Raw genomic sequence first — 23,892 nt, 5'->3', positions numbered from 1 at the left:
AATGAATCGGCCAAAAGTATCAATAATTACCATAAATTATAATAACGTTGCAGGTTTAGAAGATACAATTCTATCTGTTAAAAATCAGACGTATCCCAATATAGAGTATGTTGTGGTAGATGGTATGTCTGATGACGGAAGTGATAAAGTATTAGACCAAGAAGCTGAAAATATTAATGTATTAATAAGGGAAAGAGACACAGGTATTTTTAATGCCATGAATAAAGGTATTGCAAATGCAAATGGAGATTATCTTTTGTTTCTAAATTCTGGAGATGTTTTTACATCAAAAACGGTACTGAATGATTTTATTAATCATCCAAATTTTGAAGGAGATATAATTTATGGAGATTATAAATTTAGTGAGGGAGGTAAAGTATATCCAGATACCTTAACACCAGAATATTTTATGAGATCCTCTTTGCCTCATCAAAGTACTTTAATACACAATCGTGTTTTCAAAATTATTGGTGGTTATGATGAGAGCTATAAAATTGTTGGAGATAGAGAGCATTTTTTGAGAGCATATATTAGTAATAAATTTATATTTAATCATATTCCGGTAGCTGTGGCTATGTTCGATTTAACAGGAAGAAGTAATGCACCAGAGTTTAAAGTGCAAAAACTTGAAGAAGATCATAGAGCATTTAAAACTCACTATGGTTTGTTTTATGACGATTATGTTGAATTTTTCAGACTAAAAAGAGAATTAAGCATTACAAAAAGAAAAACAATTAACGGCATTTATAAAAGAGTCATAATAAAAATAAAACGCTTATTTTGAAACCTTTAGTCTCAATAATAATACCAACATATAACCGTACAGAATATCTAAAGTATACTCTAGAAAGTGTAATTAATCAAACCTACCCAGCTACAGAAATTATAGTTGTAGATGATGGCTCACCAAATACTAAGACACAAACGTTATGTCAGCATTATAAAAATGTAGCATATTATAAAATAGAAAACAGTGGCGGACCCGCAACACCCAGAAACTTTGGCTTTAAACAGTCTAAAGGGCAATATATAGCATTCTTAGATGATGATGATTTGTGGTTGCCAGATAAGCTGAGCAAGCAAGTTAAGATATTAGAGGAAAATCCTGACTTTGGAATAGCTCATAGCTATTGTGACGTTATAGATAAAGAAGGTAAACCAACCGGAGTATCTATAGGGAGACCAGGAAGTCTGGACGTTAAGCATGGCGATGTAAGTCATAGAATGATTGGTAATTGGACTCTAAAAATGCCAACACCATTGGTAAGACGTACAGTAATAGAGGAAGTAGGATTGTTTAATACAGAAATTCCGGCAGCATTAGAGGACACTGAATACTGGACTCGATGCAGTTTTTATACTAAATTTTACTATATGGATGAATCTCTGGCATTGTATAGATTACATGGAGATAACATTTCGAACGCCAAACATAAGTATGTAGATTTACCCTTGTATTTAAAAGATATAATTGTTGCAGAAAAAGAAAAAGGAAATCTTTCAAAACAATCTTATAACAAATTATTGCTTAATGTATGTTTTTCTCAGACCAAGCATTTAAAGATAAATGGAATAAAAACATTCGTTAATTTATTTAAGCTTAATCCATTTTGGATAATTAACTTCAGAATTTGGAAACTTATTGTAAGAAGAGTTTTAAGAATAATATTTGATTAAAGTCAGAATTTATCCAAAAGAGGTTTTATGAGAAAAGGTACAAATCCAGAAAAAAAAGATAATCTACTAGATATAGATCAATATCACAGAGTGATAATACCTGTTTATATTCCAAATTTAACAGAAGATTACTTTAAGGAAGCTCTTGTAATTTTAAAGTTGTGTACACAGTCGTTACTCAAAACCATACATTCCAAAACAAAAATATCTATAATAGACAATGGATGTTGTGCCAAAGTTTCTGATTATTTAAAAAGTCTCCATCAAGATCATAAATGCATAGATCAATTGCTACTGTCTAAAGTTAATTTAGGCAAAATTAATGCCTTGTATTCTGTAATAAAAAGCAACCTAGAGCCTTTAATTACAGTTGCTGATGCAGATGTTATGTTTTTACCAAACTGGCAAACAGAAATAGAAAAGGTTTTTGTTAATTTTCCAGAAGCTGGTATGGTATCTCCTGTGCCCAATAGTATGGCATATAGAAATAGTTTTCTTAATAGTACAGTCTATTATGGTTTGTTTAAGGGTAGAGTTAAATTTGAAAAAGTAGTGTCACCGGAAGGATTAATGGCGTTTCAGGATAGTATAGGCAGAAAGATGTATGATGATATCCACTTAGAAAAGTATATTACAATCTCTAATGATAAAGGGTCTGCGGTTATGGGTTGTGGTCATTTTGTAGCAACCTTACGATCCGAGGTGTTTAAGAATGCACCTAACGAAGTCAGTCTTAATAAAATAGGTGGTGGTAGTGTAAATAAGTATATCGATATACCTAATGACAAAGCAGGTTTATTACGCCTGGCAACAAAAGGTAATTTTGCATATCATCTGGGCAATGTTTTTGAGCCATGGATGGATCAAGAAATAAATAAATTATCTGAAAATTCTTCTGAAATGATTTTACTGGATAACCTCCCTAAAGCAAAACCTATTAATAAGTTACAATACCAAATAGGGAAATTATTACGAAAAGTACTTTTTCATAAGTATAGAAAACAGTATTTTAAATTAAAAGGAGTTAATCAATCCTATTAAAATCAATTCACTTGACGAAATAATATCAGTAGGACTCAATAAGAGTTACATAAAAACGACATAACATTCTTGTAAACTTTGTATTTTAGTTTTTAAATGAAAAAACAACCTTATATAATAGCAGAAATTGCACAAGCTCACGATGGTAGTCTTGGTATACTTCATTCTTATATTGATGCTTTAGCGTCTACAGGTGTGGATGCTGTAAAATTTCAGATCCACATAGCGGAAGCAGAAAGTAGTTTACAAGAGCCTTTCAGAGTTAATTTTTCTTATGAAGATAAGACAAGATTAGAGTATTGGAAACGTACAAGTTTTACATTACAACAATGGAAAGATATAAAAAAACATTGCGAAGAAGTCGGTCTAGAGTTTATCTGTTCTCCATTTAGTAATCTAGCCATAGATTGGTTAGAAGAACTTAATGTAAAGTGTTATAAAATAGGTTCGGGAGAGGTCAACAACCTATTGATGCTTTCTAAGATAGCAAATACTGGCAAAGACGTTATAGTTTCATCTGGTATGAGTTCTTTTGAAGAATTAGACGAAACTGTAGATTTTTTAAAACAAAAAAACGTTAAGTTTTCAATATTACAGTGTACAACTTCATATCCAACATCACCAGAAAATTACGGATTTAACGTTATACAAGAGCTTAAGGAAAGATATGGAGTTACAGTTGGTTTTTCAGATCATTCATCAGACATATCAACATGTATTGCAGCAGCAGCGTTAGGTGCAGAAATATTAGAATTTCATGTTGTTTTTCATAAAGAGATGTTTGGGCCAGATGCAAAATCTTCTTTAACAATAGAAGAAACAAAAACACTTGTAGCGTCTGTAAAGAAGATTTCAGCAGCAATGCAAAATCCAGTAGATAAAAACGATAATTCAAAATATTTTGATTTAAAGCAAATTTTTGAAAAATCTCTGGCTGTTAACAAGGATCTTAAGATAGGAGATACAATTACTTTTGATGATCTTGAAGCCAAAAAGCCAAAGGGTCAAGGTATCTCAGCAAATGCGTTTGAAACTATCCTTGGAAAAAAGCTAATAACAGACAAAAAGAAATGGGATTTTTTGAATTACAATGATTTAGCATGAGTGTAAAAAAGATATGTGTTGTTATAACAGCAAGACCATCTTACAGTAGAATAAAGACTGCATTATGGGCAATACAAAAGCATAAAGACTTACAATTACAATTAGTAGTAGCTGGTTCTGCTTTATTAGATAGATATGGTAATGCAATTAACTTTATTGAAAAAGACGGTTTTAGTATCGACGAAAAAGTTTTTATGGTTTTAGAAGGTGAAAACAAAACAGCTATGGCAAAAACCACAGGTTTAGGACTTATGGAACTTTCTAACGTGTTTTACAATTTAAAACCAGATGCTGTAATTACTATAGCAGATAGATTTGAAACCATAGCAACAAGTATAGCAGCAGCATACCAAAACATACCTTTAATTCATATACAAGGTGGTGAGGTAACAGGTAATATTGATGAGAAAGTAAGACATGCAAACACCAAGTTAGCAGATGTACATTTAGTTGCCTCTGAAGATGCAAAACAGCGTGTTATTAAAATGGGTGAGGATCCAAAAACTGTTTTTAATACAGGTTGTCCATCTATCGATATTGCAAAAATGGTTTTAGAAAATCCAAAACTAAATTTTAATCCTATTGAAAAATACGGAGGAGTTGGTGAGATAGGAGATTGGAAAAATGGATATATAGTTGTTATGCAACACCCAGTTACCAATGAGTATAACAAGGCAAAAGATGATATTCTAAAAACACTTCATGCTGCAAAAGAGTTAGATATCCCAACGTTTTGGTTTTGGCCAAATGTAGACGCAGGTGCAGATGGTACATCTAACGGAATACGCTCCTTTAGAGAAATAGAAAAGCCAAAAAATATTAGATTCTTTAAAAATATGGAGTCCGATGACTTTTTAAAGTTATTATTTAATTCTAAATGTCTTATCGGTAATTCTAGCGTAGGTATTAGAGAATGTTCATTTTTAGGAGTTCCGGTTGTAAATATAGGAACACGACAAAACAGAAGATTGAGAGGAACAAATGTTATCGATGTAGGTTATAACAAAACTCATATTAAAGAAGCAATTCAAAAACAGATTGAAACGGCTAAAATGGAAGGTGAGCAAATTTATGGAGATGGTGATTCAGGAAAAAAAATTGCCGATGTTTTAGCTAGGATAGACTTAAAATTTCATAAAACAATTAATTATTAATGAAAATTTTAGGATTAATACCTGCTCGTGGAGGATCTAAAGGAATACCAAGAAAAAACATAAAACTTTTAGATGGAAAACCTTTAATACAATACACAATTGAAGTTGCTCAGAGAGCAGATAAATTGAGTAAAGTAATAGTAAGTTCTGAGGATGAAGAAATACTGGGAATTGCTAAAAATCTCGGTGTAGAAACTCCGTTTATAAGACCCAAAGCGTTAGCTTTAGACAACTCGTCATCGCTGTCGGTTGTGCAACATGCCTTAAATTTTTATAAAGAAAAGGGAATCAATTTTGATGCTGTTTGCTTGCTTCAGGTAACCTATCCGTTTAGACAAGTACAATTTTTAAATGAAGCTATAGACAAATTTATTGCGTCAGAAGCAGACGCCTTAGTTTCTGTTTCAAAAATTCCACATGTATATAATCCACACTGGGCATTTGTTGCAAATGATAAAGGCTTTCTTGATATTGCTACAGGAGATGACGAAATAATAAGTAGAAGACAGGAGTTACCAGTTGCATATCATAGAAATGGTAGTATATACATTACAAAAGCAAGTACTGTTTTAGAAGAAAATTCGCTGTACGGATCAAAAATCACGTATATAGAATCGCCATCTCAAGTAGATGTAAATATAGATACACTAGAAGATTGGAAAGCCGCAGAGCAGTACATTGCCAAGAGAAAACAATACAAATAGTACAATTTTGAAAAAGAAAAAAATAATATTTGTAGTACCTGATGGTACAGGAATTAGAAATTATCTGTTTTCTCAAATTTTACCACTTATTATAAAGGAACAAGCAGAGCTACTTATTTATCATGCTTTATCAGAAGAAGCAATAAAGGAAGTGGAGCAATTGCATAATATTACCTTAAAAACAAAAGAACTTCCAAAATATAAAGAGACAGTAAAACAAAAGTTTTATAGAGAAAGTATTGGTTTTGCTCGTTTATTACACAATATAGAATTAGAAAATAACCCTTCTATAATAGCTGCTTGGAAAAAGGGACATAGAGGCAAAAAGAAGTGGTTTTATAAACTTGTAGAATTATTCGGAAGAATTAATTACTCTAATTACAGTAATATTCAAAAACTAGAAAAAAGGTATCAAAAGGCTCTAGAAGTAAATATCTCACGAGAGTTAGATTTTTTAAAGCAATACAAACCAGATGTTATTTTTTGTACGCATCAAAGAGCAGTAAATGCAACAGCTGTTTTTAAAGCCGCAGAAGTATTAGGAATTGACACTTACGGAGCCATATATTCTTGGGATAACTTACCAAAAGCAAGATTAACGGTAAGAACAAGTAAATATTTTGTGTGGTCTCAGTATATGAAAAATGAGTTTAAAAAATACTACCCAGAGATACCACAAGAAAATGTTATAATTACAGGCACACCTCAGTTTAGTCTCTATGAGCAAGCTAAAATAGTTTCAAAAGAACTATTTTTTAAAGAATATCATTTAGATACTAGTAAGTTTACGATATGTTTTTCAGGAGATGATTTACGGACTTCGCCATACGATCCTTATTATTTAGATCATTTGGCAGAGTCTATAAATAAGAGCATTTATAAAGATAAAATTCAAATTATATTTAGAAGAAGTCCTGTAGATTTATCAGGAAGGTATGACAATGTTATAGAGAAGCATCACGGTTTAATTACTTCTATCGTACCAAATTGGAGTAATACAAAATCTCAATGGACACAGATCTATCCTTTTTACGAAGACGTAAATCTACTTGCAAACATTTGTAAGCACAGTGACCTTGTTATAAATGTAGGTTCTACCATGGCGCATGATTTTGCATATTTTAAGAATGCAGCTGCTTACCTAAACTATGATGTAAAGCCAGATAAAAATTGGTCTGTAAATACCATCTATAAGTATCAACATTTTAGATCCATGCCTAATAAGAATGTTGTTTATTGGATTAATTCTAAAGATGATTTTATCTCCATTATAAAGGCTGTAATGGCAGAAAATAACTCAGTTACTCAAGAATGGTTTAATATTATTAACGATAATACTAAAAACAGTTCTGTAGAAATTGCAAAAGAACTAATGGCCTAAAAATATGCATATCTGTTTTATTACACACGAGTATCCAAAAGCAAATTATCCCCATGGTGGTATTGGTACTTTTATCCAAACGTTTGCAAAAGCCTTAGTTAAGAGAGCTCATAAGGTTTCTGTTATAGGAGTAAATCAATATACCAACGAAGAAGAGATGGGTAATGACGAAGGTGTGGATGTATATAGGCTGAGAATAAAAAAAATAAAAGGAATTACATGGTATCTTAACTATAGTGCGATTAACAAAAAAATCAAAGCGCTTCATCAAACAAACCCAATAGATATCATTGAAACTCCAGAGCTAGGTTTGGCATTTATAAAAAAGATTCCCAAAATTAAATATGTTATCAGGCTTCATGGTGGACACCATTTTTTTGCAGAATCAGAAAAAAGAGAGATTAATTGGTGGAAAGGTTTTCAAGAAAAAAGATCTTTCCGAAAGGCAGATGCGTTTATAGCCGTTTCAAAATTTGTAAAATCACATACGCAGAAGTATTTAAGTTATCATAATAAGCCAATATCAATCATTTCAAACTCCATAGATCTAGAAGTATTTAAACCCAAACCAGATGTTAAAGTAAAACCCAAATCCGTTTTATTTGCAGGTACTATTTGCGAGAAAAAAGGTGTTGCTCAATTAATCAAGGCAATGCCTAAAGTCTTAGAGGCTTTTCCAGAGGTTAAGTTGTATTTGTACGGACGAGACTGGTATTTTAAGGATGGGAAATCATATATAGCGTATTTAGAAAATGAAGTAATACCAGAGTTAGAGCTAAAAGACGATAGTATAAATTTTATGGGAAGTTTATCTTTAACAGAGTTGGCTCTAAAATATGCTGAGGCAGAAGTTTGTGTATTTCCATCCTTAATGGAAACACAAGGTTTGGTAGCGCCAGAAGCTATGGCAATGGAAAAGACAGTTGTATTTACTAGCTTAGGTCCTGGACCAGAAGCCATAATAGATAAAGAAACAGGGTTACTTTGTAACCCGTACGATATAGATTCTATCTCCAACAGTATATTATGGGTATTAAATAATCCTAATGAAAGCAGCCTTATAGCAAAAAGGGCTAAAAAATATGTGGAAGACAATTACAATTTAAATACTTTAGTTCAAAAGAATATAGATTTTTATAAATCATTAGGATGAAATTCCTCATAATTACACATGTACAACACGTATTAAACGAAGGGAAATATTATGGTTATGCACCATATATTAACGAGATGAATATATGGTTAAGTCATGTGGAAGATGTTGAGGTTATAGCACCATTAAAACAAGGTGAGGTTTCGGCAATAGAAACATTTTACCAACATTCTAATCTAAAATTTTCTGCGATTCCAAGTATAGAATTCACCTCTGCAAAATTAATTGTTAGTTCTTTTTTTAAGTTACCAATAATACTATTTAAAATAATTAAAGCATGCAAGAGCGCAGATCATATTCATCTTAGGTGTCCTGGTAATATTGGGCTGCTGGGTGTTTTTGTGCAAATATTCTTTCCAAATAAGATAAAAACAGCAAAATATGCAGGTAATTGGGATCCTAAGAGTCAACAACCTGTCAGCTATAGAATTCAAAAATGGATATTAAAGAACACTTTTTTATCAAAAAATATAAGTGCTTTGGTGTATGGACGATGGCCAAATCAGACCAAAAATGTACTTCCTTTTTTTACAGCATCTTTTTATGATTCAGAAATAAATAAGGTATCAAAAAAAGAAAAAGCACATACATACCGTTTTGTGTTTGTAGGTAGTTTAGTTGAAGGTAAACAACCACTTAAAGCTATTAAAATAGTCGAAGCTCTAAAGCATAAAGGTTATGATGTTGTTTTAAATATTTATGGAGATGGTAGCTTAAAACAGTCGCTTGAAAACTATGTTGCAAATAATGATTTACAACACATAGTGCATTTTCATGGTAACGTAGATAAGGAAACTATAAAAACTGCCTTCAATAATTCTGACTTTTGTATTTTACTATCTAAAAGTGAAGGTTGGCCCAAAGCAATAGCTGAAGCTATGTTTTTTGGAGTTATTCCTATAGCAACAAAAGTATCTTGTGTGCCATGGATGTTAAACGATGGTAAACGAGGTATTTTAGTAGATGATAATGTAGAAGTAGCAACCGCAAAAGTTATAGATTTTATAGAAAAGGAAGATTTTAAAACTGTAATTAAAGAAGCTAAATCTTGGTCTCAACGCTATACGTTAGACTATTTTGATAAGGAAATACAAAAGCTTCTACATAAAAAATGAAAGTACTTCAGCTCATAGATACATTACAAACTGGTGGAGCAGAACGACTGGCAGTTAACTACGCTAATGGTTTGTCAAGATTAGGTATAGATTCTCATATTTGTGCGACTAGGGCAGAAGGATTATTATTAAATACCATCGATGAAAGCGTAGGATATTTGTTTCTAAATCGATCTAAAACAATCGATTTTAGAGCAATTTTTAAGTTAAGAAGTTACTTAATTCTAAATAAAATTGATATTGTACACGCGCATGCTTCTTCGTATTTTTTCGCCACATTAGTAAAGTTAACTTTGCCAAGAATTAAAATTGTTTGGCATGATCATTATGGTAATAGTGAATTGCTTAGTCAAAGACCAAAAAGAGTACTAAGTCTTTGTTCACTAGGGTTTTCTTATGCGTTTTGTGTTAACCAAAAATTAAAAACTTGGAATAAAGAGCATTTGTTTGTCAAGAGGATAAAATATATCAAGAATTTTCCTGTATTAAAAAAAAGTCAAAAAGACTTGACGCTTTTAAAAGGAGTGGAAGGGAAGCGGTTACTGTGTTTGGCAAACCTTAGAGATCAAAAAAATCATTCAATGCTTTTAGATGCCTTCAAAATAGTGAATAACGAATTTTCTGATTGGTCCTTGCATTGTGTGGGTAAAGACTTTGATGATAAGTGTTCTAGGCAATTTTTTTCTAAAATTAAATCGCTAAAGTTGAACAAAAGTGTTCATTTTTATGATAGTAAGACAGATATTTTAAATATAATGAGCCAATGTGAGATCGGCTTGTTGTCGTCTAAATCAGAAGGGTTACCTTTAGCCTTGTTAGAGTATGGAATGTCAGGACTTCCTGTAGTTGTTACTGATGTTGGTGATTGTAGTTTGTTGGTGAATGATAAGTCTTTTGGCCAATTAGTTGATAAAAATGACTACAAGCAATTTGCAGAATCTATAAAACAGCTTATTTTAGACAAGGACTATAGATTATTTTGCGCAGATAATCTTAATCAAAAAGTAACTAGAGAATACTCTGAGAAACACGTTTTGTCAGATATAATCAGTATCTATAAATCAATAATATAAAATTTAAGCTTTGAGATTTAATTACCTTACCGCAATAGCATTACACATTGTTATTGGGCTTCTATTTTATTATGTTGGGTTTTTTCCTAGGATCTACTTTTTTGGTGTTATAGGTTATTTTTTGTTTCAAATTTTTAATACTTCACCAAGAGAAAAGACATTTACGATTCTTACTGCTTGTGCCTATATTGTTGGTATTGAGGTTTTGTTTAGAATGACAAAAGCCGGTTTATTTTATGAATCCTCAAAGTATTTAGTTATACTATTTATGCTCATCGGAATGGTGTTTAAAGGTCTGTCTAATAGATCTTTTCCTTATTTAATTTATCTTTTTTTATTTATACCATCTGTTGTTATTGCTTCGACGAACGTTGGTTTAGATACTGATTTAAGAAAGAATATAGCTTTTGTGTTGAGCGGTCCCGTTTGTTTAGGGGTTTCAGCCCTATTTTGTTATGACAAATCAATAAAAGTCAATCAACTTAATAATGTAGTTTTTTATTTGGGTTTACCCATTATAAGTTTAACGACTTACCTCTTTTTATACACAGTTCGTTTAGAGGATATTTTTAGAGGAACAGAATCTAATTTTGCAGCTTCAGGTGGATTTGGACCTAATCAAGTAGCGACTGTTTTAGGGATTGGAATGTTTGTGTTTTGCATCAATTTTTTTCTCAAATCAAAATTTTTCATTGAAAGAATTGTAAGTGTATTGATTTTTGCTGTCATAAGCTATAGAGGTATTATTACTTTTAGTCGTGGCGGTATTATTACGGCTATATTAATGATATTTGCTTTTTTAGCTGTCTTTTATTTTAAATCAAGTAATAGAAGTAGGCGTGTTATAAGTATTTCATTAGTTATCCTTATTATTGCTTCTTCAGTAACTTGGGTGATAAGTTCTAATCAAACAGGTGGATTAATAGATAAGCGTTACTCTAATCAAGATGCTAGAGGTAGAGAAAAAGAAGATATATCCACAGGTCGAGTAGATATCTTCCTTGGTGAGCTCGAAGGTTTTGTTGATAATCCTTTACTTGGTGTTGGAGCAGGTGTTATGAAAGAAAGAAGACTTAGAGAAACAGGTGTTACTGTTGCTACTCACAATGAAATTAGTAGAGTTGTTTCTGAGCATGGTTTACTTGGTATCATAATGCTTATAATACTAATAGTAATTCCACTTATTTATAGAGTTAACAACAAGAAGAATTATTTTTTCTATGCTTTTTTAATTTTTTGGTTTGCCACAATAAATCATTCGGCCATGCGTATTGCTGCACCAGGATTTATTTATGCTTTAGCACTTTTAAACATTAAGTATGAAAAACGTCCTATACATAGGAAACGCATTATCTCAAAAGGGTAAAAACGTAACCTCTATAGAAGTGCTGGGTGAGCGCTTAAGAGAGTTTTGCGCTGTAAAAATTGCTTCTAAAAAGCAGAATCAAGTTTTACGATTACTAGATATGGTTTTGACTGTTATAAAAAACAGTAGAAGTACAGACTATATTATAATCGACACCTACAGTACTCTTAATTTTTACTACGCATTTTTAATCGGGCAACTTTCTAGGTTGCTTAACATTAAATATATAACCATTTTGCATGGTGGTAATCTTGAAAGCAGACTGGCTAAAAGTCCTAAAATGAGTAAAATGCTATTTGATAATGCATATAAATTAGTAACACCTTCAGACTTTTTAAAAGATACTTTTAATGCTTACGGTTATCATAATATTGAATACATCCCTAACTCCATTGAAACTAAAAATTATGAGTTTTCGTTAAAAAAATTTCAAAGACCAAAATTGCTTTGGGTGAGATCATTTTCTAAAATTTACAATCCTAGATTAGCAGTATTGTTATTAGATAACTTAATAAAGAAAGGATATAAGGCCGAATTGTGTATGATAGGACCAGATAGTGATGGTACCTTAACAGAAGTAACACAATTGGTAAAAGAGTTAAATTTAAATGTAAAATTTACTGGGAAACTCCCTAAGGAAGAGTGGTTAAAACTTGCTAAAGAATATAATATATTTATAAATACAACCAATTTTGATAACACACCCTTAAGCGTTATTGAGGCAATGGCCTTGGGTTTGCCAGTTGTGTCTACTAATGTAGGAGGTATGCCATATTTAATAAAAGATCGTCTTGATGGATTACTGGTAAAACCTAATAATGTTGATGAAATGTCTGATGCAGTTACAGAGATTTTAGACAATTATGAATTAAGAGAAAGGATTATAAAAAGTATGCAGAAAAAAGTAAAGCAGTTCGATTGGCAAAATGTAAAACATCGATGGAAAGCGCTTTTATCTTAATAAAAATATAAAAATTAATTGATGTTACTATATTTACGCTAGCTAAACCAACAATGACAAAGAAAAAAGGTATCCACTTTGAAGTTTCAGAAAGAAAGATTCTTCTAAGAATCATGGACATAGTCATGGTTTTTTTGGCAATTTACTTTTTAAATTTATATCCAAAATTTGACTATATCCAATTCGAAATGTCAAATGGTATAGCTCTTGCCTTATTAGCTGTATATATTATAATTTTCGGAACTATTTTTGAGCTTTATGATTTACAGAAAGCCAGTAAGTTAGACTCAACTTTTAGGAACATTGTAATTACAACATCTACAGTAGTACTTTTCTATCTGTTAACCCCTTTTTTATCACCATATTTGCCAGAAGAACGTATTCAGATAGTTTATGTTTACTTTGCGATAATTGTATCTATTTTATTATGGAGGTTGTTTTATATAAATCTCATTGAATCTCCAAGATTTTACAAGCGTGTTCTGTTAGTTGGCGAAATATCAAATATAGATGGGTTAGTAAGAGCGCTTAACACATCTGATCCTAACTATAAAATTGTTGGTTTTATAAATAGTGAAGCAACTGGTACAGATTCTGTAAAATTTAAGGGTTTAAAAGAATTTCAATCTACCGATTTTTTAAATGTCATTGAAAAAGAACGAATATCAGAGGTTTTGGTAGCTAGTTTTAACTCTGAAGCTATAATAGCAGAGGTGTATCATAATCTTATGATGTTATTAGAGCGAGGGTTTAAAATAAGAGAGTACACGCAAGTTTATGAAGAGTTGCTTCATAGAGTGCCAATTCAATTTGTAGGTAAAGATTTCTACAAATATTTTCCTTTTAGTAGAAGCAATGAGAATAAGCTTTATATCTTTTTTCAAAGAACTTTTGATGTGTTTTTTGCTGTTATAGGTTTAGCCGTTGGTGCTTTAATTCTACCATTTATCATATTAGGAAATATGTTTGGAAACAAAGGTCCATTGTTCTACACACAAGAGCGTATTGGTAGAAATGGAAAACCCTTTCAGATTATAAAACTAAGAACAATGATTGTAAATGCTGAGGAAGATGGAGTAAAGTGGGCAAAAAAGAACGACAAACGAATTACAAAATTCGGTATGTTTTTAAGAAGATCGCGATTAGATGAAGTGCCTCAATTTTATAATGTCCTTAAAGGAGATATGAGTGTTATTGGTCCAAGACCAGAACGACCATTCTTTGTTAATGAATTGGCAAGGATTATTCCGTTTTATGAAACCAGGCATATTATTAAACCAGGTCTAACTGGTTGGGCTCAGGTTAAAACAAGGTATGGTTCTTCTATAGACGACAGTCTTATAAAGCTGCAATACGATTTGTATTACATAAAACATAGAAGCGTGTTCTTAGACTTCAATATTGCCATAAAAACGCTTAGTACAATTTTATACTACAGAGGTCAGTAGCTGTTTTTAGCTATTAAAAGATTTTACTAAGTAAATATATCGTATTACCAGTGCTATAAGTAGAGGTATTAAAGCAATTGCAAAAACTTGTACACCAATAAGCCAGTGCAAAGTCATAAGGCAGAGCATTATAATTAAAAATTTCAGATAGCTTTTTACCCAGTTTTTAACATCATTTTTTAGTAATTGTCTTATTGCTAAAATATTGAGCGGACAAGCCCATAGCAAATTGTAGTTTTGCCAAGTGGCTGTATGATCAGTGCCAAACCATAAGAGCAATAAAAGAACACCAATAATACCAGTTAAAGAAAATAAGGTAACATCTAACCACTTAGATCGCTTTTGCGCTTTAAAGTCTTTGTAAGTAATAAATAGAATAACAACAGAAAGCAATCCTAAAATTACCAAAGGACTAAAAATAAAGCCTGAAGAAGAATTATCAGTCTTTCTCTCATATAATACCTTTGAAGACTTTACTAAATCTTCATTTCCATTAATTCTAGAAACTTCAAAAAAGGCATGTATATACTTTGGTAAAAACATAAAATCTTTAGCAGAAGCTTGTCTATCTACTACAGAGCCAAGTGCAATATCTATCCCAAAGCTTCCCCAAGAATTTTTGTTAACATGTTCGTAAATAAGTGTTCTAAAGGTTTTTGGCTCAAAACTTTCTGGTTTTTCAAAAGTTATAGAGTTGTTAGTTACAGTAGAAAGCACATCTCTAATTTTTGTAGCACAATTGTCGTAGAAAAAGTCGTAGAGATATTTTCTGTTTTCAGGTTTATAGTTGTTTTCTAAATAGTTAAAGAGCTGTTGTTTTTGCGCTGTAGATAGATTTAAAACCTGTTCTTTTATTGTTCTGTTTTCTCGAGAATAATAATTGAAAATATCAGAATAAAAATGCCTGCTTATAAGGTAGTTTAGTTTTCCTCTTGCAAATTTTAGTACAAAAAAAGGTGCATCAAAATCATACTGACCGTAACCATACACAATGTCAATACCCTTGGTTTCATCTTTTATTCTAAAAGCATTGTGACCGAAAGCGTCATTAAGAGAATTGCCAGGCCCAAAGGTTAAAACAGAAGCTTCTGCATTTTGAGATAATTGAAATTGAAATGCAAACGAAACACTAACAAAAAGGAATGCTAAAAGCGATAGTTTTATTTTCATTGTATAGGGTTAACTATCTAAAAATACTAAAATCTATTTTTAAAGAGAATACATTAGAATATAGTGCGGCACTTTGGTCTCCAATATCTGTAAAAGCATAGTCAATTTGAATACCTTTATATTTAAAACCAACTCCAAAATTTGGTTGAAACGTTAAGTTCTCAGAATCGTCAATTTGTCTTTCATTCTGAAAATTACCAGCACCACCACGTAGAAACACTAAATCGGTATATCCAAACTCAAACCCTAAAGCAGGATTTATACTTGCAAAAGACGTAGAAAAGATATCATTGTTTTCTTCAAAACGAACGTTAAGATTTGCAGCTGCTAATAAAGAATAATCATAGTTGAAAATCCATTTTTTAGACATACCAATCTCTAACTTAGGAATGGTAATCTCAGTAGTTTCTGGTAATTCTTGGTTTTGTCCATCAACAGCACCACTAATTTGTTCAAACTTTTCTTCGTCAATAGACCAAGCGTTGTAGGTAGTTGTTATGTCTCTTGCCATGATTCCAAACTTCCAACCAGAATTATTTTCAAACTGAATGCCAGCATCTAAACCAAATCCCCAAGACGAGGCAAAGTCGCCAATAATTCTACGAATTACTTTAGCATTTACTCCAAAATTCAATCCATCTAAAGGTAACTTTCTGGCATAAGAAAATGTTAACCCGTAATCTGCTGTAGAAAAGGTGCTAATTCTATCGTAGTTGATGTTACCTTCATCATCAATTAATTGTGTGGTGTCCAAAATATCATCTACACCAAACCTTATAAGAGAAACACCAACAGCACTCCGATTATCTAATGGCATAGCATAACCAATATAGTTGTAGTTAGCAATATTGGCAAAATAACTAGAGTGCATTAATGCGAGTTGGTTGTCTTCAAGATGCACTAATCCAGCCGGATTCCAGTATCCAGAATTAACATCTGCAGTTTGCGAGACCACTGCATTACTCATTCCTAGGGCAGCAGCATCTACACCAATATTCATAAATTCATTAGAATATTTTCTGGTAGATTGTGCTGAAGCTATAGCGGTTATAAGTGTTAAGAGAATTACGATGTAATTTTTCAACAGCAAAATTTTTTACAAATATGCACAATTTTTCTATGTATTTAACTTTAAAAAGACCTTCTTATTGTTTTGTATTACTTACAATTTGAAAAAAATAATAAGCTAAGCTCAAATACTTTTATATTTTTACAAAAATTATATTCATGAGTTTTAAGCGACACATTCCTAATATAGTTACACTTCTAAATTTATTTTCAGGATGTATTGCTTTAATATTTGCAGTACACGGTAATTTTATTGTGGCTGCTTTTTTTGTGTTTCTAGGTATCTTTTTTGATTTCTTTGATGGTCTTTTGGCAAGAAAGCTCAATGTACAAAGTCCTTTGGGTATTCAGTTAGATTCATTAGCCGATTTGGTAACAAGTGGAGTAGTACCTGGTGTTATTATGTTTAAGCTAATATCTCTTACTATCGATAGTCCTGATTATGCATCATATTCTGATAGCTGGAACTCTGTTTTTCATTGGCAAGGTTTTAAAATGTCTGTGCTGCCTTTAATAGGACTTTTAATTCCATTGGCATCAGCTTATAGGTTAGCAAAGTTTAATTTAGACGAAGATCAGCAAACTTATTTTAAAGGTTTGCCAGTGCCAGCAAATACCTTACTTATTTTATCATTACCACTTATTTTAGAGTATCAGAATAATGATATTATCAATTCCATTATTATTAATAAATGGTTTTTAATAGTATTGACACTAATAAGTTGCTACCTTTTAAATTCTAATATAAAATTATTTGCGTTAAAGTTTAAAGACTGGAGTTTTAAGAACAACGCAATGCGATATATCTTTTTAATTATAAGTTTGGTGATGCTAGTGGTACTGCACTTTGCAGCAATACCTGTCATAATTATTCTCTATATTATTTTGTCCTTAATTGATAAAAAGAACATAAACTAATAAACACAACATAATAAAAAATGGCCCAAGTTATTTTTACCCTTTTAATGCTAGTAATGCTTCAGGCAGTACTAGGATTTGATAATCTATTGTATATTTCATTAGAGTCTAAAAAAGCACCTGTTAGCGAGCAAAAACGAGTACGAAAAGTTGGTATATTGATAGCTATTGTATTAAGAATTGTGCTGTTGTTTGCATTGGTGTCTTTAATAAAATATTTTCAGGAGCCATTTTCATTTTTAACAGGTCATGTAGAAGACGTTATAGATTTTGCGTTTAATGGCCATAGTCTAATAGTTTTAGTTGGTGGGGGCTTTATTATTTACACGGCAATTAAAGAGATTTGGCATATGATTTCTACGCAAGATCTTACAGTAGATCAAATGGTGTCAGGTAAGGGTTCTAAATCAGCCAATGCTGTCGTAGTGAGTATAGTTATTATGAATTTGGTTTTCTCTTTTGATTCCATATTAGCAGCTATTGGTTTAACACGCGAAATTGAAAATTCAACAACAGCTTTTATTGTTATGGCTATAGCTATTGTATTAAGTGGTCTGTTAATGTTAGTTTTTGCTAACAAGATCTCTTCGTTTTTATCTAAAAACAGAATGTATGAGGTATTAGGATTATTTATTTTATTTATCGTTGGTATTATGTTAGTTACAGAAGGAGGGCATTTAGCGCATCTTAAAATATTTGGAAATGAGATAGTACCAATGAGCAAAACAACATTCTATTTTGTTATAGCTGTATTGGTAGTGGTAGATATTGTACAAGGACGTTATCAGAAAAAATTAATAAATCAAGAAATCACAAAAAAATGAAAAAACTAAAGCTTAGACCGTTTCTCATCATTTTTTTCGCACTAATGGTGATTCAATTTTTAATTGTCTTTTTAGATGTACAATTAACAAAAAGTAAAAGTGATTTAACTGCAGTTACCAATCCAATAATTGCAATTTTTAGTTTGCCTATAAGTGGTATTCATAGGAGTTTACCCTTTTATGTTAACGAAAGCCTGTATGTAAGAGCAGTGTATTGGTTAGTAAATTTATTTATACAATCGGCAGTAATCTATTTATTGATTTTAGGCATAAAAAGGGTAAGAAGAAAGATAAAGAAACTGGCTTAGATTAAAATTCTAGCTTCTTTTTACGTAGCTCAAAATTCTGTCCTAGATAAACTTTACGCACCATTTCATCACTGGCTAGTTCTTCAGGTTTACCAGCTTTAAGAATGCCACCTTCAAACATCAGGTAAGTTCTATCTGTAATTGCAAGAGTTTCTTGTACGTTATGGTCTGTAATAAGTATACCAATGTTCTTTTTGGTGAGCTTGGCAACAATTCGCTGAATATCTTCTACAGCAACAGGATCTACACCTGCAAAAGGCTCATCTAATAGTATAAAGTTAGGGTCTGTAGCAAGTGCACGAGCAATTTCTGTACGACGACGCTCGCCACCAGAAAGTAAGTCGCCACGATTGGTTCTAATATGTCCCAAACCAAACTCTTCTATAAGCGATTCCATTTTATCGTGCTGTTCTTTTTTACTCAATTTTGTGTATTGTAATACACTCAAAATATTATCCTCAATACTTAACTTTCTAAAAACTGAAGCTTCTTGTGCTAAATACCCAATACCATTTTGTGCACGTTTATACATTGGGAATTTTGTAATGTCGGTATTATCTAAATAAATATTTCCACCATTAGGTTTTATAATTCCAACAATCATATAGAATGAAGTTGTTTTACCAGCACCATTAGGGCCAAGTAAACCTACAATTTCTCCTTGATTGACTTCAAGAGAAACGTCTTTTACAACTTTTCGTCCGCTGTAGGACTTCATTAAATTTTCTGCACGTAACTTCATACTATAACTAAGAACGCTAAAAATAATAAATTCATATAGAACCGCTTATTAGTAGCTAATATTTATAAAAAGTTTAACCTTGATTTTCAAGAGCTTCCCAGTATTCGTGAGCTCTTCTTAAATGCGGAATCACAATAGTTCCACCAATAAGTGTAGCAATGCCTAGCGCTTCACTAACTTCAGCTTTTGTTAAGCCTTCTTTATAAGAAGACTCTAAATGATATTTCACGCAATCATCACAACGAAGTACTGTTGAAGCTACTAAGCCAAGCAATTCTTTTGTCTTTTTATCTAAAGCACCTTCAGCAAAAGCATTGGTGTCTAGATTAAAAATACGCTTTACAATTTTATTATTATCCGAAAGGATTTTATCGTTCATCTTAGAACGATACTCATTAAATTCTTTTACGATATCAGACATGTTTTCTTTTTCTATTTTGATTTTTTACTACTATATAAGAAATGTAAATACTAACTTGATATAGTATTAAAATTGGTATAGCTACAATAACCTGACTAGCAACGTCTGGTGGTGTTATTATAGCAGATAATATAAGTACGATTACTAAAGCGTACTTTCTGTATTTTTTTAAAAATTGAGGTGTTACTAAACCAACTTTTGTTAAAAAGTAGATAATTATTGGCAGCTCAAACACAAAGCCAGATGCTAGGGACGAAGATCTAACAATGGCAATGACAGAACTTATATCAAACTCATTAGAAATTTGTTCGCTAATTTGATAGTTAGCCAAAAAGTTGATGGATAAAGGTGTTATAATATAATACCCGAATAATACACCAAGGAAAAATAATAATGATGCAATTATGATAAATCCTCTGGAATTTTTACGCTCATTAGGATTTAATCCAGGACTAATAAAACTCCATAACTGGTATAGTACGTATGGGAAAGCTACTATAAAACCAGCATAAATTGATGTCCATATATGAGCAGAAAACTGCCCAGCAACAGTTCTGTTTTGAATAATAAATGGAAATTTATCAGCACAAAAAGTAGTGTCCTCAATACCTAAAAATTGAGACATTTTACATAGACCTTCATAAGTAGGGAAACTCATTAGAGTTGGCCCAAAAATAACGACATCAAAAATAAATGTTTTGAAAACAAAGGCAAGGGCAGCAGCTATTACAACAGCTAATGTTGCTCTGATTAAATGCCATCTTAAATCTTCAAGATGGTCTAAAAAAGACATTTCGTCTACACTCTTCTTCGTCATTATATAATGCCTTCTTTTATTAAATCATGTAAATGAACAACTCCTGCGTATTTACCATTATGCTCAACTAATAATTGTGAAATGCCAAATTGTTCCATAAGTTCTTTAGCATCTACAGCCATAGCATCTTCATTAATGCATCTTGGGCTAGTACTCATTATGTCTTTTGCTGTAAGATTGGCAATATCATCACTCTTACTTAGCATTCTACGCAAATCACCATCTGTAATGATGCCAACAATCTTGTCATTTTCTATAACCGCAGTTACACCTAGCATTTTTTCAGTAATTTCTACAATCACTTCCTTTAAGCTGGCATCCAAAGTTACTTCTGGCTTTTGATTTTGAGACGATAAATCATTTACTCTTAAATATAAGCGTTTACCTAAAGCTCCACCTGGATGATATTTTGCAAAATCCTTGCTAGAAAATCCTCTTAATTCTAACAAGCAAATTGCTAATGCATCTCCCATTACAAGTTGAGCTGTAGTACTTGTGGTTGGTGCTAAATTATTTGGGCAAGCCTCTTGCTCTACGTAAGCATTTAAAACAAAATCTGATTGCTGTCCTAAAAACGAATCTTTGTTGCCAGTAATTGCAATCATTTTGTTTTTTGCATTTTTTATAAGTGGCACCAAAACTTTAATTTCTGGTGTGTTTCCACTTTTAGAAATACAAATTACAACATCATCTTCTAAAATTAAGCCCAAATCGCCATGTATAGCATCTGCAGCATGCATAAATACAGCTGGTGTACCAGTAGAGTTTAAAGTAGCAACAATCTTGTTGGCAATAATGGCACTTTTACCAACACCTGTAATAATAACCCTTCCTTTAGAATTATAGATGAGTTCTACAGCATTAGCAAAATCATCTGTAAGCAAATCAGACAGATTTCTAATGGCATTGCTTTCTAATTCTATGGTACTTTTCGCGGTGTTTAATATCGATGAAACAGTGTTCAAAACTAATTTTTTATTGTGTTTTTTAGATTTAAAGATTTTCTTATCTTTAAGGTTATGCAAAAGTACGTGAATTTTTTCATTCAAATATTCCCAAATCGCTATGAAAAAATTACAAGTACTAAACAGAGTAATTATAGATGCAAGGCTAAGTTCTACATATTATATTTGTAGATTACTTTAGCATTATAAAAGAAGAAATAAATACGAAAAGGGATTAATGAGTATTGCAGAAATTGACTTACACTCCTCACTAAAAAAATACTTTGGTTTTTCTGGGTTTAAGGGTCTACAAGAAGAAGTTATTAAAAATGTAGTAGAAGGTAATAACACGTTTGTTATTATGCCAACAGGTGGCGGAAAATCACTCTGTTATCAACTACCAGCTTTAATTAAAGACGGAACAGCAATTGTGGTATCTCCACTTATTGCATTAATGAAAAACCAGGTAGATGCCATAAGAGCAGTGTCAGAGAATGAAGGTGTAGCACACGTTTTAAATTCGTCATTGAATAAAACAGAAGTAAAGCGTGTAAAAGATGACATAATTAACGGTGTTACCAAACTATTATATGTAGCACCAGAATCGTTAACTAAAGAAGAGTATGTAGATTTTTTGAAGACTCAGAAAATCTCATTTATGGCTGTGGACGAAGCACACTGTATTAGTGAATGGGGACACGATTTTAGACCAGAATACCGAAATTTAAGGCATATTATAAAACGGATTGGTGATGATATTCCTATTGTTGGACTTACAGCAACAGCAACACCAAAAGTACAAGAAGATATCCTGAAAAGTTTAGGGATGACAGATGCTGTAACTTTTAAAGCGTCGTTCAACAGACCAAATCTGTTTTACGAAGTTCGCCCAAAAACAAAAAATGTAGATGCCGATATCATACGCTTTATAAAGCAAAACGAAGGTAAATCAGGTATCGTTTACTGTTTGAGTAGAAAACGTGTAGAAGAGTTAGCGCAGGTGCTTCAGGTTAACGGAATTAAAGCTGTGCCTTATCACGCAGGTTTAGATGCCAAAACCAGAGTAAAACATCAGGATATGTTCTTAATGGAAGATACAGATGTGGTTGTGGCAACCATAGCTTTTGGTATGGGTATAGACAAACCAGATGTGCGCTTTGTAATTCATCATGATATTCCAAAGAGTATAGAAAGCTATTATCAAGAAACTGGTAGAGCAGGTAGAGATGGAGGCGAAGGACATTGTTTAGCTTACTATGCATACAAAGACATAGAAAAATTAGAAAAGTTTATGTCTGGCAAACCTGTGGCAGAGCAAGAAATTGGCCATGCCTTGTTGCAAGAGGTTGTAGCCTTTGCAGAAACATCAATGTCTAGACGTAAATTTATACTGCATTATTTTGGTGAAGAGTTTGATAATGAAACAGGAGAAGGAGGAGATATGGACGATAATGTTCGTAACCCTAAAAAGCAGGTAGAAGCTCAAGACGATGTAAAGATACTTTTAGATACCGTAGATAAAACCAACGAAAAATATAAGGCCAAAGATTTGGTACAGGTTATTGTTGGAAAGTCTAATGCCTTAATAGCATCGCACAAAACAGATTCGCAACCATTTTTTGGTGTTGGAAAAGGCAAGGAAAGCCGTTTTTGGATGGCTTTGATACGTCAGGTTATTGTTGCCGGGCTTTTAAAGAAAGATATAGAAACATATGGTGTGCTGAGATTAAGCGACACTGGGAAAGACTTCATAAAAAATCCACAATCGTTTATGATGGCAGAAGACCATGTATACGATGATGAGTCTAGCGATAATATTATTACCAATACTAAAGGAGGTGGAGCAGTAGCAGACGAGCAGCTTATGACCATGCTTAAGGATTTACGCAAACGCAATGCTAAAAAGCTAGGTGTACCACCATTTGTTATTTTCCAAGATCCTTCTCTGGAAGATATGGCATTAAAATATCCTGTAAATATTGAAGAGTTATCTAATGTACATGGAGTAGGAGAAAGCAAAGCCAAAAAGTATGGTAAAGACTTTGTAAACCTTATAGCAGATTATGTAGAGGAAAATGATATTATGAGACCAGACGATATGGTTGTAAAATCTACAGGAACCAACTCTGCGCTAAAGCTGTACATAATACAAAACGTGGATAGAAAGCTACCATTAGACGATATTGCTTCTGCAAAAGGAATGGAAATGCCAGAATTTATTAAGGAAATGGAATCTATAGTATATTCTGGTACTAAACTAAATATTAGCTACTATTTAGATGATTTATTAGATGAAGACCAGCAAGAAGAAATCCACGACTACTTTATGGACTCTCAAAGCGATAAAATCTCTGATGCTATAGAAGAATTTGATGGCGACTATGACGATGAAGAATTACGTCTTTACCGCATTAAGTTTATTAGCGAAGTAGCGAATTAAACATATCATTTTGTAAAAGAATATAATTCCTCTTATCTCTTATTTGTTATGAGGTAAGAGGAA

23 protein-coding genes are annotated in these 23,892 nt (G+C 32.1%); 17 read left to right on the top strand and 6 right to left on the bottom strand.

Annotation, left to right across the window (positions count from 1 at the left end; all coding sequences use genetic code 11):
* Position 1: 1 nt before the first annotated feature.
* From V1468_RS15205 to V1468_RS15145, 13 genes are all read left to right on the top strand, one after another.
* Positions 2-784, top strand: coding sequence for a glycosyltransferase family 2 protein (locus V1468_RS15205; protein WP_331811061.1), 783 nt, complete (start codon positions 2-4; stop codon positions 782-784).
* On the top strand, positions 781-1,677 hold the full coding sequence (locus V1468_RS15200; RefSeq protein ID WP_331811060.1) for a glycosyltransferase family 2 protein: 897 nt from the start codon (positions 781-783) through the stop codon (positions 1,675-1,677). The genes V1468_RS15205 and V1468_RS15200 overlap by 4 nt, the downstream gene beginning before the upstream one ends.
* Before the next feature lie 27 nt (positions 1,678-1,704).
* On the top strand, positions 1,705-2,718 hold the full coding sequence (locus tag V1468_RS15195; protein WP_331811059.1) for a glycosyltransferase family A protein: 1,014 nt from the start codon (positions 1,705-1,707) through the stop codon (positions 2,716-2,718).
* A 96-nt stretch (positions 2,719-2,814) separates the two neighbouring features.
* Positions 2,815-3,822, top strand: a complete 1,008-nt coding sequence (locus V1468_RS15190; RefSeq protein WP_331811057.1) for an N-acetylneuraminate synthase family protein — start codon at positions 2,815-2,817, stop codon at positions 3,820-3,822.
* Positions 3,819-4,976 carry a UDP-N-acetylglucosamine 2-epimerase gene (gene neuC / locus V1468_RS15185; RefSeq protein ID WP_331811056.1) on the top strand — a complete coding sequence of 386 codons (1,158 nt, stop codon included), beginning with the start codon at positions 3,819-3,821 and terminating at the stop codon, positions 4,974-4,976. Before V1468_RS15190 ends, neuC begins: the two co-directional genes overlap by 4 nt.
* Positions 4,976-5,680, top strand: a complete 705-nt coding sequence (locus V1468_RS15180; RefSeq protein ID WP_331811055.1) for an acylneuraminate cytidylyltransferase family protein — start codon at positions 4,976-4,978, stop codon at positions 5,678-5,680. The genes neuC and V1468_RS15180 overlap by 1 nt, the downstream gene beginning before the upstream one ends.
* A 7-nt stretch (positions 5,681-5,687) precedes the next feature.
* Positions 5,688-7,061, top strand: coding sequence for a glycosyltransferase family protein (locus V1468_RS15175; RefSeq protein ID WP_331811054.1), 1,374 nt, complete (start codon positions 5,688-5,690; stop codon positions 7,059-7,061).
* 4 nt (positions 7,062-7,065) lie between these two features.
* Complete coding sequence (locus V1468_RS15170) at positions 7,066-8,214, top strand: glycosyltransferase family 4 protein (protein WP_331811053.1); 1,149 nt, start codon at positions 7,066-7,068, stop codon at positions 8,212-8,214.
* Positions 8,211-9,329, top strand: coding sequence for a glycosyltransferase (locus tag V1468_RS15165; protein ID WP_331811052.1), 1,119 nt, complete (start codon positions 8,211-8,213; stop codon positions 9,327-9,329). The genes V1468_RS15170 and V1468_RS15165 overlap by 4 nt, the downstream gene beginning before the upstream one ends.
* Entirely contained in the window at positions 9,326-10,402 is a 1,077-nt protein-coding gene (locus V1468_RS15160) for a glycosyltransferase (RefSeq protein WP_331811051.1), read from the top strand. The genes V1468_RS15165 and V1468_RS15160 overlap by 4 nt, the downstream gene beginning before the upstream one ends.
* 121 nt (positions 10,403-10,523) lie before the next feature.
* The gene (locus V1468_RS15155) at positions 10,524-11,768 is read left to right on the top strand and encodes an O-antigen ligase family protein (protein WP_331811050.1); all 1,245 of its coding nucleotides are present in this window, start codon (positions 10,524-10,526) and stop codon (positions 11,766-11,768) included.
* Entirely contained in the window at positions 11,722-12,729 is a 1,008-nt protein-coding gene (locus V1468_RS15150; RefSeq protein ID WP_331811049.1) for a glycosyltransferase family 4 protein, read from the top strand. Before V1468_RS15155 ends, V1468_RS15150 begins: the two co-directional genes overlap by 47 nt.
* 53 nt (positions 12,730-12,782) lie before the next feature.
* On the top strand, positions 12,783-14,177 hold the full coding sequence (locus V1468_RS15145) for a sugar transferase (RefSeq protein WP_331811048.1): 1,395 nt from the start codon (positions 12,783-12,785) through the stop codon (positions 14,175-14,177).
* Positions 14,178-14,183: 6 nt separating this feature from the next.
* On the opposite strand, the gene V1468_RS15140 is transcribed toward V1468_RS15145, so the two are convergent.
* The gene (locus V1468_RS15140) at positions 14,184-15,347 is read right to left on the bottom strand and encodes an Lnb N-terminal periplasmic domain-containing protein (RefSeq protein ID WP_331811047.1); all 1,164 of its coding nucleotides are present in this window, start codon (positions 15,345-15,347) and stop codon (positions 14,184-14,186) included.
* A 13-nt stretch (positions 15,348-15,360) separates the two neighbouring features.
* Entirely contained in the window at positions 15,361-16,431 is a 1,071-nt protein-coding gene (locus V1468_RS15135; protein WP_331811046.1) for a putative type IX sorting system protein PorV2, read from the bottom strand.
* Between the two features lie 143 nt (positions 16,432-16,574).
* On the opposite strand from V1468_RS15135, the gene V1468_RS15130 reads away from it, so the two are divergent.
* The 3 genes from V1468_RS15130 to V1468_RS15120 are packed head-to-tail and all read left to right on the top strand — an operon-like array spanning position 16,575 to position 18,465.
* Positions 16,575-17,333: a CDP-alcohol phosphatidyltransferase family protein gene (locus V1468_RS15130; RefSeq protein WP_331811045.1), complete on the top strand. Its 759-nt coding sequence runs from the start codon at positions 16,575-16,577 to the stop codon at positions 17,331-17,333.
* Between the two features lie 20 nt (positions 17,334-17,353).
* A complete protein-coding gene (locus V1468_RS15125; protein WP_331811044.1) occupies positions 17,354-18,157 on the top strand; it encodes a TerC family protein in 804 nt (267 codons plus the stop codon).
* Entirely contained in the window at positions 18,154-18,465 is a 312-nt protein-coding gene (locus tag V1468_RS15120) for a hypothetical protein (RefSeq protein WP_331811043.1), read from the top strand. Before V1468_RS15125 ends, V1468_RS15120 begins: the two co-directional genes overlap by 4 nt.
* Position 18,466: 1 nt before the next feature.
* On the opposite strand, the gene lptB is transcribed toward V1468_RS15120, so the two are convergent.
* From lptB to V1468_RS15100, 4 genes are all read right to left on the bottom strand, one after another.
* The gene (gene lptB / locus V1468_RS15115) at positions 18,467-19,207 is read right to left on the bottom strand and encodes an LPS export ABC transporter ATP-binding protein (protein ID WP_331811042.1); all 741 of its coding nucleotides are present in this window, start codon (positions 19,205-19,207) and stop codon (positions 18,467-18,469) included.
* Positions 19,208-19,280: 73 nt separating this feature from the next.
* A complete protein-coding gene (locus V1468_RS15110) occupies positions 19,281-19,628 on the bottom strand; it encodes a carboxymuconolactone decarboxylase family protein (RefSeq protein ID WP_331811041.1) in 348 nt (115 codons plus the stop codon).
* On the bottom strand, positions 19,621-20,445 hold the full coding sequence (gene tatC / locus V1468_RS15105) for a twin-arginine translocase subunit TatC (RefSeq protein WP_331811040.1): 825 nt from the start codon (positions 20,443-20,445) through the stop codon (positions 19,621-19,623). The genes V1468_RS15110 and tatC overlap by 8 nt, the downstream gene beginning before the upstream one ends.
* Positions 20,445-21,410, bottom strand: a complete 966-nt coding sequence (locus V1468_RS15100) for a KpsF/GutQ family sugar-phosphate isomerase (RefSeq protein ID WP_331811039.1) — start codon at positions 21,408-21,410, stop codon at positions 20,445-20,447. The genes tatC and V1468_RS15100 overlap by 1 nt, the downstream gene beginning before the upstream one ends.
* A 217-nt stretch (positions 21,411-21,627) precedes the next feature.
* On the opposite strand from V1468_RS15100, the gene recQ reads away from it, so the two are divergent.
* A complete protein-coding gene (recQ, locus tag V1468_RS15095; protein WP_331811038.1) occupies positions 21,628-23,829 on the top strand; it encodes a DNA helicase RecQ in 2,202 nt (733 codons plus the stop codon).
* The last annotated feature ends 63 nt before the right edge of the window (positions 23,830-23,892 follow it).

The sequence above is a fragment of the Winogradskyella poriferorum genome, assembly GCF_036553625.1.
Taxonomy (GTDB): domain Bacteria; phylum Bacteroidota; class Bacteroidia; order Flavobacteriales; family Flavobacteriaceae; genus Winogradskyella; species Winogradskyella poriferorum.
Note: the sequence above shows the minus strand (reverse complement) of the source record. Positions and strands in the feature narration are given on the sequence as shown.